Source organism: Nostoc sp. GT001, assembly GCF_030382115.1.
Taxonomy (GTDB): domain Bacteria; phylum Cyanobacteriota; class Cyanobacteriia; order Cyanobacteriales; family Nostocaceae; genus Nostoc.
The window spans coordinates 7,261,242-7,272,911 of the sequence record NZ_JAUDRJ010000003.1; the positions used below are offsets into that span (position 1 = coordinate 7,261,242).

The window sequence follows — 11,670 nt, forward strand, 5'->3', positions numbered from 1 at the left end:
AAACAAGTGAACTTAATTTTAATGGAAAGCCAACTCCTAGATGAAGTTGGCACTAACTGTATTTTTATACTGACAATAGTTTTAAAACCGCATCTCTGGTGTGATCAAAAGTATGCAGCTATGAAGGTGAAGACGGCGAACTGTCATCACCATCTGAAGGAAACTTCTGAGTAACAGCGAACTCATCACTATCAGAGGGGTACTTTTTAGTTACTGCGCCATCTTCTTGATCGGATGGAAACTTCAGAGTTGTTACAAGTTCATCCTTATTCTTGTTTGTGGCATTATTACATTTACCACCGATAATCGCTTTTGAGTCTTCATCAGAAAGGTCTTCAAGGCTTTGCCCTTCCAAGAATCGAGCGAAGAATGGTACTGCTTGTGAATTCAACTTTTCTGGTTTGTTTTCAGACACAATCTTTCTCCTATAACATACTGATATCATGTCCGCCAAATTACCCATAATAAAATAACCCCACCCCCACCCCCACCCCCCTCTCCGCCTGCGGGGAGGGGAGACAAAGCACAGCTTTGGCGGGGTGGGGTTCTTCGGGTTTAATAAGCAATCAAGCGGACATGATATGAACTTAAATATCTCCTGTATTATATGACATAATACATACTAATACCTTTGCCAAAAAAGAGTTTATACATCAACTCAACCTCGGAAATTGGCGAAGTTTGACTTACCAAAATAAGTATTAATTTATTTCTTAATAAATATTTACTTTTGTGTAATTATGCTTGTATAAAGTTAAAAATATAATAATTTTTCTTACAGCAAGTATGGACAGGGCGCAATTGTGAAACAGTATAGCAAGAGGACTGGGGACTGGGGATGGTGGGGCAGGTAATTATCAAAAGATTCACTTAAATATCTTAATAATCATCCTTAAAAGCGCGACATTTACATTTATAGGAATTATTCACTTCAAAATAATTCAAAATATTCTCTTTGCTCCCAGTTAGTCACCTGCTTTAAATAGTCTTCTGGTAGCCGATCGCCGACGGACTGCAAAAAGCGATTGATTTCATTCTGTTTCATCTTTATGATGAAGTTGATGAACTGCTGCCCCATTTTTTGAGCAAAAAGTTCGCTTTGGCTCAAATATGAAATCGCCTCTGGCAAACTTTTGGGTAAGGCTGGACTTTCTGTAGCGTAAGGTTCATCTGTTGGGGAGCCAGGGTCAAGTTTACAATCTACACCATCTAACCCAGAAATCAATTGCGATGCCATATACAAATAAGGATTGGCTGCTGGTTCTCCAACTCGGTTTTCAATGTGGGTGGTGGGGTCATCATAACCGCCTTGTAATCTAATCATTGCTCCTCGATTTTCCAATCCCCATCCGGCGCGATCGGGAGCTAGAGAGTAAGGTCTAAATCTTTTGTAGCCGTTAATTGTCGGGGTTGTGAATACAGAAGCGGCATTGGCGTGTTTCAGAAGACCACCAACAAAATGTTTACCTAAATCTGACATTAGGGCTTTGGAGTTTGCAGACATGAAAGCGTTCTCGCCTGTGGTTCGGTCTACAAGGGATTGGTGCAAATGCCAGCCATTGGAAGAAGAACCTTGCAATCCTGGACGACACATAAATGATGCGATGTAACCTTGTTGACGGCAGATTTGCTTGGTCGCCATGCGGAATATGATCATTGTATCCGCAGCTTGTAATGCCGGAATCGGGTCAAAGGTAAATTCAAATTGACCCGCACCTCCTTCGTTTTCTACACTTCTTAAAGGCAATCCCATTTCAACTAAATTTTCTGCCAGAATACGCAGTAAGTCGTGAATTTCTGGATTGTGCGATTCTAAAAGGTATTGGAAGCTATGCTCTACAGCGCTAACTTTGGCAGGTTCACCAGGTTTTCCAGAAGTACCAACATTAGCGATCGCTAACATCGGATCTTCCAACTTTGCCAGATACCACTCAACTTCTAAGCCGACAATATGCTCCAATCCTCTTTGATGTAACTCTACCAATGATTGGCGCAAAATACCGCGACTGGAAAAGGGCATTACCTGACCATTTTGAAAGTACTCGTCACAGAGGATAAAACCAGTACGTTTTGCCCAAGGCAGAATTTTGAAGGTATCAGGGTCAGGAACAGCCACAAGATTTGGCGCACCTGTCATCAAAGGCATATCTAAACTACCGCCAGGCACAAACGGGTTAAATACTATTGCACCACCAGTATCAAACAGAAATGTCCCTGTGCTGATTTGCATACCGTTTTCTAAGGCGCTGAAAAACGCCTGGGGTAAGAGCGATTTGCTGCGAACAATGCCATGCTGGTCTGACCAAGCGGTACGAATCAACAATAAATCCCGTTCTTTGACAACAGCCTTGATCTTTTCAGATGCTTCTTTTTGGATTGCTGTCCACAGGTGATGACGCTCAATAAATCCAGGTTTTTTCATTTGGATTTTCGGTTAGGCATAAATATCTGAAATCCTACTTGATGGCAAAGTTAGACGGGTCTTGATCTCGTCGATGCTGAGTGGGAATAGGGGCTGGCTGCCCATCACCCGCAAGGGATGCGGTTTTTTCCAGGGATTCCCTCAATCGCTTGGCTGCGTAGATAGACATGTCTCGTGGTACATTAATGCGATCGCGCAAATATCGGAGAGCGACATCAGATCCCGATGGGGGTACACAGTCTTCCCCTGTCATCATGTGTGTTAAAGCACAACGTAGCGCTCGATCAAACAATTTATCATCTAAGGGGTTGACTCGAATAATATTTATCCGGTGATCGATAGTTCGTTTAAGAGCTTCCATACGGGAGTTTTCCGGCTCTGGATAAGTAACATCTGGTAGTCCAAACCAGGGGCCGTTATCCACCAGCGCTTTATTGAGAAGCATCTGGGTTTCGCCGTTTTCCCAACAGCCCCCCATCTGGGGCGGCAAATCATGTGCGTGGGTGTGAAAGTCGCTCTGAGTACCGCAGTAGGTTGGTCGGCTTTCCATTGCCGCAAACCATGCACTCAAACGAGGGTTTTCTTCCCGCAGTGAGTAGCCCTTGTAGTAGTAAAGGCTCGCATTCATCCGTTCGAGATATGGCGTAAAAATGACATCAACGATGCCAAAGCTATCTAGAAAATAAGGGCTTGGGGTGCTACCCAGAGCTTCCTCTACCCTAGCCACCACTGCGATAAATTGTTCTCGATTGCGTTGTTCTTGTTGAGAGGAACCGACTTTAGAACACAGCCAAACGCACCAAGCTCTAAATAAAAGTCGTTCTAATTGACGTAAAGGAAGCACCGTGAGGTCTTCCATCCCTTGGTTCAATGGAGCAAATACCTTTTCCAAAGCGATCAAAATGTCATCGCTTTCCTTAATAATCCGTCCATCTAGCTCGATCGCGGGGAGCATTCCTGATGGAACCTTACGTTTGTACCAACTTTCTTTCTCCCCATAGCAGAACATTGTCACTTTTTCGATGCGGTAGGGGATCTGTTTTTCCTCTAGCCATAACCAAACTTTTTGACAGTAAGGACACCAGGCGTGGTTATCGCGGTACAGCGTTACCCGCACATCAGATTCCGGCTGACCAAACAAGCGCAACCTAGCTCTAGCGTTGGTGGGACCATTAACGGTATCTATTTGATAGTCCGTGAGGGTTTCTAGTTCTTCCCAGCTTAAGGGTGCGGTAGTCATAGGGGGAGTTGCGTAGGCAATACTTAGGACAATTCTATACTCTACAATATTTTCAATTACACCAAGGCTGAATTTAACCGATGGGTTCGCCCATCAATTCTTGATTTAAGAAAAAGTTGAAGTGACGATACCACGTTCAAAGGTTCTGGCAATTTGGCATAACTTATCTCTGAATTGCCGTTTAAATGAGATATCAACAGAACAGACAAATCGCCAGTTGTTGACCCAACGCTGTAGACGAACTCAGCAGCCCCNCANCAGCGCTCGGTCATCGCTTCTCTACAACTGGCTAGTAATGTACTAGAAAATACATAGTAAATGTGCAATGGCAATGCCTGCGGCCGTAAACTACGCTCTTTTTCTACTTAAATTTGGCTGAATTTTTGAGAGTAAAGTTCATCAGACACTTTTTTTAGTTCTGGTTCAACTACTGTCAAATGTTGCTCCAAAATTGCCAAATTCCGAATGTTGGACTTATAGAAAGCATCAAACAAATCACCCACTAAAGGCACAGTACCAACGACTGTTTCCAAACCTACATTAAAAATCATTTTGGCTAAGTCTTGACGCGGGATGCCAAACTGAGTCGCTAAAAATATAATGTAAGCTGAAAACGCTGTACTGATTAAATCACCAGCACCTGGAACTAGACCAATGATTGGGTCTATGCCAATGCGAAAACCTGTCAAAGGGATACGTATTGATGTATCCATCAGACGGCTAAGTTTGCGAATGCGATTTAGAGTAGCAAGGCGTTTGGCAGCGTCCATAATTGACCATATTTACACTACTTTTAAATTGCACCATTTTTAGTTCTTTGTCTTGTACCGTTAGAAATAACAAGTATGAATAAAAATCCTGAATACTGCCTAAAAAAGCATTATAACTAACTAGCCAGACATGATATAAGACGTTTTTTCCATAAGTTTGCATACTTTCTAACATCTCTGCCGCCCAGTCATCTTTACCCCCCGTACCAATGCATAGATATATTGCAAATCCAGGAAGGCGATCGCCTGTTCGTGTATTCGTAGGTGCAGGTAAACAGCAAGTTCCTGCCAGCGCAAACCGACACTTACTGCTTTGATAGCCGTTTGCAATTGAATCGAGTACAGACCTTCTTAGAGGCACGGCAATGCCGTGTTTTTACCCACTTTTACTCCAAACATATTTTTGGCAGACTTCGCAAGCGGCTTTTGCCTCCTCTGTTTGCGGATTGGTGAAGATGGGATGGTAACGTAACCTGTTGCAACAGACTTGCAACCATCCACGCCAACCACCCCGCCACAACCTTATTGTTCCATCATCGCTGCCACTAACTATCTTTTGCCCATTGGGGCTAAAAGCTACTGACCAGACAGAATCTTCATGTCCCCTAAACGGTTGACCAATGGGGTTACCTGCTAAATCCCATAACTGCAATGTGTTATCGTCGCTACCACTAACAATTATCTGCCCATCAGGACTAAAGGCGACTGACCAAACATAATTCTCGTGCCCCCAAAATGGTTGACTGATGGGGTTACCTGCTAAGTCCCATAACCGCACTGTGTTGTCAATACTGCCACTAACTATCTTTTGCCCATCGGGACTAAAAGCAATGGCGGTGACAGAACCTTCGTGATCCTGTAAGGAGTGACTGAGCAGGTTACCCTTGATATCCCATAACTCCACTTTCCCTTCACGACTGCCAGTACCGATCTTTTGCCCATCGGGACTAAAGGCAATGGCGGTCAGTTCACCTTCACCTACCCGTAAAAGTTGAGCGATGGAGTGACCCTGCATATCCCATAACCTTACTGTCCTGTCATCACTGCCAGTAACTATCTTTTGCCCATCAGGGCTAATAGCGACTGAAAAGATAACATTCTCATGACCACGCAAGGGTTGAGCGATGGAGTGACCCTGCATATCCCATAACCTTACTGTCCCGTCATCACTGCCAGTGACTATCTTTTGCCCATCGGGGCTAATAGCGACTGACCGCACAGAATACTCATGCCCCTGAAAAGGTTCACCAATAGGTTTGCCCTGGATATCCCACAAACGCACTATACCATCACTGCTGCCGCTGACTATCTTTTGCCCATCAGGACTAAAGGCGACTGAATTGACTGAACTTTCATGCCCCTTGAAGGGATAAGTAAGCGGATTGCTCGTTAAATCCCATAACCGCACTGTTTGGTCACGACTGCCACTAACTATTTTTTGCCCATCAGGACTAAAGGCCACTGACCAGACAACATTTTTATGCTCCCTAAACGGTTGACCGATGGGGTTGCCCATTAAATCCCACAACCGAACTGTGTTGTCGCTACTGCCACTAACTATCTTTTGCCCATCAGGACTAAAGGCCACTGATAAAACAGAATTTTCATGTCCACTAAGCGGTTGACCAATGAGGCTACCCGCTAAATCCCATAACCGCAGTGTTCGGTCACGACTGCCACTAACAATTTTCTGTCCATCGTGATTAAAGGCAACTGAATAGACTTCATGCTCATGTCCCCAAAATGGTTTACCTATAGGGTGACCTTGAATATCCCACAAACGCACCGTCTTGTCCCAACTGCCACTGGCTATCATTTGACCATTGGTGCTAAAAACAACTGAAAAGATAACATCTTCATGACCGTAAAAGGGTTGACCGATAGGTTGGCCTATTAGATTCCATAGCCGCACTGTCTTGTCCCAACTGCCACTGGCTATCATTTGACTATCGGCACTAAAAGAGACGGCAGTAACATAAGCTTCATGCCCGTAAAAGGGTTCACCTATAGGATTGCCCTGGATGTCCCACAAACGCACCGTCTTGTCCCGACTGCCACTGACAATTATTTGACCATCCGGGCTAATAGCAACTGAATATACGGAGTCTTCATGCCCCTGAAAGGGTCGATCGATAGGATTGCCTAGTAGATCCCATAAGCGTACTGTTCCGTCAAGACCGCCACTGACAATCATTTGACCATCCGGGCTAATAGCAACTGAATTGACAGTACCTTCATGTCCCAGGAAGGGAATGGATACTCTAACTGTTTCCATCACTCTATGCAAGCTGTTTTGAACTGGGGTGAGAATCTGATCTGGCATTTTGTCAAGATTCTCACCTATTGCCTGAATCGCCAAAACTAGACCATCTAATGGTTTGAAAGGTAGTAAATTCAATACCCTTGTAGCTTTTTCTCGCAAAGTAGCTTGGGTGAGTGCCCGTTCTAAAATATTGATTCGGTCTTTTTCATACGCATCACTGCGTTGATAAAAATTTTTGGCTTGAGGTGATGATAAAAACTCCAGCTTTTCCCAATTTTCCCGCACCTCTGCCAATAATCCCCCCTGCATTAAGTATTTTTCATTCTCTCCTTTTCTCAACCACTCGCGTAATGCATCTGCTAACCTATCACTCAACCGCCGCAAATCTCGGTCTTGTTGTCGCCATTGGGCAAACCTCTCCCAAACCTCAATTAAGGCTTCATGGGCTAAATCAATCCAAGCTTTTCCTTGTTCATCTTTCCCAGCTACCAACAAACGTCCTTTCACCAATCCTTCATCTAGCAATTCACTTAATGCTTCCTGCTTTTCTTGGTCATTACCACCAATGGCTAACAATTCAGCTTTTGCTTGGCGCTGTCGCGTATCCTTTTCTCCCTCTCCAGTTCGCAATAATCGCAGGAAAATTTGCCCAATCCAGTCCTTCTCCTGTTCATTTCGTTCTTGAGTCGGAGAATCCTGCTGATAATCTTCGTAAAGATAAACATTTTCTGCATGAAGATTCAGCGCCCCTGTCAATCCTTGGAAGTTTTCATACTGTTCTAAGGTGAGTTGATGCTTTTGTTGGTCGCGTTTTTCCCAGAGTCTAGTTAAAGCAAACTCCATTAACGGCAAATATCCCGGTTCTTTACCAACATCTTCTAAAATTTTCAGTACTAGTCTTTCTTCAACACTATGACCTTGAAGTTTAGCAGGTTCGGTTATTGTCTCTTTTAAATCAATTCCTGTGATCCGCGGCATCAAAACAAGCTGATTTTCAATTAATTTATTTAAAGACGGATAATCTGAACATAGTTCGAGAAAATCCGATCGCATGGTAATCACAACTTTCAACCGCGAATCGGTTATCTCTCCTACCTGAGTCAGCAATTCAATAAATCTCTGCTTTTGTTCAGCAACAGCAACAGTAAATAGTTCCTCCAACTGATCTACTACCAATAAAAATTTTTCTGCACCTGTGAGATGCTCCAGAATTACAGGTAAAGGATTCGGTTCATTAGTAATCAACTCCCACAGCAATTTTTCTTTTCTCGCCCCTGGAAAAAATGCTTTCAGAATTGCTCTCAATTCCTGCAACGGCTGAAATCCTGGCTTGATTGGCGGTAAAATTTGCCAGACTCTATCATCTAATTCTGGAATTAAACCTGCCTGAACTACAGAAGATTTACCACTCCCGGAAGCGCCAATAATTGGGACAAAGGGATTTTGTGCCAGTTTCGCCAGAATCTTCCTTACAACCTGCTTGCGCCCAAAGAAAAACTGTTTTTGTTCCGCTTCAAAGGCTTTTAAACCTTGATAAGGACATTCTTCCTTTACCTCAAAGGTCTGAGCTTGTGTTTGAATGTTGTGGGTAATTAGAGTAATCGAACGCCCCCAACCCATGCGGATTGGTTCTTGACCACTCTTTTTAAGTTCTGTGGCAAGTATATCGAAGAGGCGATCGCCTGTCACCTGTCCGCGATCGTTAGTGTTGTCTGGTGACAAACCAGCCAGCAAAGCTGTTGTAAAAATACTGTGTTGTTCGCTTTTTTTGGCATAAGCTTGTTGAAAACCTCTACAAGCAGCAATAAAGTAGTAATCGCGCTGTGAAATAAAGGCAGTAAGAGTTTTTTCGATGAGATTGCGTTCTAAAAATTCACCACTATGACAGCAATCTAACAGCACTACTAGACTACTCAAGTCGGAGTCTCTAATTAAATTGTTGAGACTTAAAAGACTAATCCCGCCTGTTTGCTCAATAATCTGATTGCCTTGAGTGACAATTGTCAAGTCAGAGGTTGCTAAATATGCTTGTTGTGTTCCTAAGCTGTCAGATACGGTGATGCCATGCCCTGTAAAGTAAATTAGCGCTTCGTTTTTAACTGCTTGTTGTTGCAAAAGTGTTTTGAAAGCTTTAGCCAACTTAGTTGTACTAACTTTCCCTTTGAGAACAGCGATATCCTCAAAATCACCATGCGCTTTTAGTACCTGCGCGACTGCTTCGGCATCCGTAGCTGGTTTTGTGAGATTGGAAAGCTGATTTGTATAATCCGTAATGCCAACTACAAGCGCGTAACGAGCCATCTATACGTATTTAAATTGTCTGTTACAGAATAAGATAACTTAAATACACCTAAACTCTGAGGGCTTGATGTCGAACATAGAACGTTTAGTCTTTGAAGAAGACGGGGAAATCTATACAATTCTGTTCGAGTCAAAGGAAACGCCAAATATACCAAAAGTTGTCACACCGGAGGTTGATGAGGAGAAGGAATCCTACGGCTTTCGGGAAGAGGCATTTGTCAAGATTGAAGAAGTTCACCATCAAATTCGAGCTTATACCAAATATGCCATTGGCGCTTTTAAAAATTTAGGTGCTGCTGAAGTCGAAGAGGTGACTTTGAAGTTTGGCTTGAAGATAGGCGGAAAAACTGGTATCCCCTTTGTGACTGAAGGTTCGGCGGAGAGCAATTTTGAAATTGAGGTGAAGTGTAAGTTTCCTGAAAATAAGCAAAATTCCAGCACTTAAGGTTTTGCTTTGCCAAAGATAAGCTTTGTACTTTCAACTCTGCTAAGAATTATGGAAGCGATGTCTAAGAGGTTGGTTGAAAAATCGTAAAGTATACCAGAGACCCCTCTCCAAACCTCTCCCCGAAACGGAGAGATGCTTTAAAACCCCCATTCCCTTGTAGGGAAGGCAGGGTGGATTAATTGTCGGGAGAGAAAAAGTTTTCTCACTCGACCATTGGACTCACAGGCATTGGGCAAAAGGAGTCGGAGTGGTCAAATAGCGCATCAAAAAAGCTACTTAAATAAAAGTGTTGTTCATGATAGTCAACAATCTGGCGACGACAATTCTATCCTTGAGGTCGAGTTCCATATCTGTTAACCTCAATTAAACTTTTAGCGCCAACCCAATCAGGTAGTGACTCAAATGGAATTGGATAGACTTTGACTTGACGAGTAGTCTTTCGTCCATGTAAATTTTCATCATGGTAATTGGTATCGATAGCGATTGAGGATTCAGCTAGCTCAGTAGCTACTTTCAGGAGATTTGGCTGGTTTCTTTTAATAGTAATAATGTAGTCATTTTCTCCCTCGATAATCAGCTCAACAGTTTTTTTTGGCAATGTAGTGCATCGGCTGTAATCACGATATGATGCCCATAAAGCTTTTTAATTAGCTCTTCTACCACACTAATCTCACTGTTTTTGTTATTTTCCATAGCTTGATGTCTGATTACCCATCCTTGCTGATGACTATAAACTGAAAACTGAAACGATACTCACAAAGTTTTGATAGGATTGATTTCCCCCGGTTACAGTACTTTTAATACATTTCCCATCGATGGCAAATAATTCTTTGAAATTAATTGGCAAACTCTTTTCTGCCCAGACGTTAAACAGTTCAGCTAATATCTGAAAATCAATTGACATCATAATATTTCTGAATGTTGATGCTGACGGAAATTGAATATCTGGAGATAAATCTAATAATTTGATTAGAGATAATCGATGATTTTTTGTGAACTCAGCTAAAGGTTTATACCCCCAATATCCTGTACAACTACCTAACAAAACTATAGTTAGTATTATCCAAAGTCTATGTCTAATACCTCTAGCATGTCGATAATCGGGAACCCCTTGGATTGCTTCGATTAAATTCATTCCTAACTTTCCTCTGGGAGAACCGTGTTTTTCTTAAGGAATCATCCTTCTATGTTATATTTTCTCTCTCGACAATTAATCCACCCTGCATTCCCTTGTAGGGAAGGGGGGCTAGGGGGGTTAGGTTTCCAAGGTCTAGAAGTTACCAAAAATACTTTTCAAACATCCTCTAAGGGCGAGCTACGCCTACACCTTTCACTCACCATAATTCACCCTTGAATCTCGGCCGTTGCAGTTCAAAACACGAAGTTCCGAGTTTAAAAGGAGAGCGATCGCCTTCTACTCTCCATTATTCACTCTTGGATTTCGGATATTGCTGTTCAGAGCTTCAATTTTCGTGTTCTTATCTCGAAATTCCATGTTCTGAGGGTGAAGTTTCGAGTTCAGAACTCGGAACGTCGAGCAATTTACTCCAACATCCGAGTTCTGAACCTCAACATTGCACGTTAGAAGTACAATCGCCGAGTTATTTTCTACAATGCTGCTGCTTGAGGCTTGGATTTCCGAGATTTACGGGCGAACCTTTGCCCCATTTCCTCAACTACCCCATCTAAACCAGCGCCTTGTCCACTAGCTTTGGCATAGTTATACACCTGCAACGCGGCTGCATAAGCTTCACTGCCCACTGCTATAGATGTATCATCCAGCAACTCTTGTAATTGTGACAAAGATAGCAATACTGGATACAAAGCTTCAAATAATTGAACGTCTTTCCGCATCTCATTGAGGTCAAACGATCGCGGTAAAAACTCTGGGTTCTGTGTCGCCACCTCTAATGCTTTGCTTACAAAGGCGCGGCTTTTATCTCCCATCTTGGGTAAAGCTTTCCGCTCCTCGTTACTTAAATCAATCAAAAATGGTAGCTTTTCTTTAATGGTGGCAATGGCTTGCAACACAGCATCTCTATCTGATTGCGCTAATGTTGCACTAATTGGGGCTGTGGACATAGAAATTAGTCTCCAGTATGTTGCTTAATTTTAGAGTGCCCACATATACAAACTAAATTTCAAGAACACCAATAAAAATTCCACGGACAAAAGGTGAGCGTTGTCAAAGTGCGGGTTACGCCTAAGCCTTTCGCTCACCATAAT

Annotated in this window: 10 protein-coding genes; 1 reads left to right on the forward strand and 9 read right to left on the reverse strand. The window is 42.8% G+C overall.

Annotated features, from left to right (window positions below; translation table 11 throughout):
• Nucleotides 1-118: 118 nt before the first annotated feature.
• The 6 genes from QUD05_RS33680 to QUD05_RS33705 all read right to left on the reverse strand — a co-directional run bounded on the left by QUD05_RS33680 (nt 119) and on the right by QUD05_RS33705 (nt 8,996).
• Nucleotides 119-415, reverse strand: coding sequence for a microviridin/marinostatin family tricyclic proteinase inhibitor (locus QUD05_RS33680; protein ID WP_289799842.1), 297 nt, complete (start codon nt 413-415; stop codon nt 119-121).
• Between the two features lie 516 nt (nt 416-931).
• Entirely contained in the window at nt 932-2,422 is a 1,491-nt protein-coding gene (locus tag QUD05_RS33685; protein WP_289799843.1) for a glutamine synthetase family protein, read from the reverse strand.
• A gap of 34 nt (nt 2,423-2,456) precedes the next feature.
• Complete coding sequence (locus tag QUD05_RS33690) at nt 2,457-3,662, reverse strand: glutathione S-transferase family protein (RefSeq protein ID WP_289799844.1); 1,206 nt, start codon at nt 3,660-3,662, stop codon at nt 2,457-2,459.
• Between the two features lie 365 nt (nt 3,663-4,027).
• The gene (locus QUD05_RS33695; RefSeq protein ID WP_289799845.1) at nt 4,028-4,432 is read right to left on the reverse strand and encodes a DUF4112 domain-containing protein; all 405 of its coding nucleotides are present in this window, start codon (nt 4,430-4,432) and stop codon (nt 4,028-4,030) included.
• A 168-nt stretch (nt 4,433-4,600) separates the two neighbouring features.
• On the reverse strand, nt 4,601-4,762 hold the full coding sequence (locus QUD05_RS33700) for a hypothetical protein (protein ID WP_289799846.1): 162 nt from the start codon (nt 4,760-4,762) through the stop codon (nt 4,601-4,603).
• Nucleotides 4,763-4,808: 46 nt separating this feature from the next.
• Nucleotides 4,809-8,996 carry an nSTAND1 domain-containing NTPase gene (locus tag QUD05_RS33705; RefSeq protein WP_289799847.1) on the reverse strand — a complete coding sequence of 1,396 codons (4,188 nt, stop codon included), beginning with the start codon at nt 8,994-8,996 and terminating at the stop codon, nt 4,809-4,811.
• A 67-nt stretch (nt 8,997-9,063) separates the two neighbouring features.
• On the opposite strand from QUD05_RS33705, the gene QUD05_RS33710 reads away from it, so the two are divergent.
• A complete protein-coding gene (locus QUD05_RS33710) occupies nt 9,064-9,441 on the forward strand; it encodes a CU044_2847 family protein (RefSeq protein ID WP_289799848.1) in 378 nt (125 codons plus the stop codon).
• Between the two features lie 328 nt (nt 9,442-9,769).
• Here QUD05_RS33710 and QUD05_RS33715 read toward each other — a convergent pair whose 3' ends face one another.
• From QUD05_RS33715 to QUD05_RS33725, 3 genes are all read right to left on the reverse strand, one after another.
• Nucleotides 9,770-10,042, reverse strand: a complete 273-nt coding sequence (locus tag QUD05_RS33715) for a hypothetical protein (RefSeq protein WP_289794483.1) — start codon at nt 10,040-10,042, stop codon at nt 9,770-9,772.
• A 129-nt stretch (nt 10,043-10,171) separates the two neighbouring features.
• Nucleotides 10,172-10,579 (reverse strand): transposase family protein, encoded by a 408-nt coding sequence (locus QUD05_RS33720; protein WP_289795575.1) that lies wholly within the window; start codon nt 10,577-10,579, stop codon nt 10,172-10,174.
• A gap of 473 nt (nt 10,580-11,052) precedes the next feature.
• On the reverse strand, nt 11,053-11,526 hold the full coding sequence (locus QUD05_RS33725; RefSeq protein WP_289799849.1) for a hypothetical protein: 474 nt from the start codon (nt 11,524-11,526) through the stop codon (nt 11,053-11,055).
• Nucleotides 11,527-11,670 lie beyond the last annotated feature (144 nt).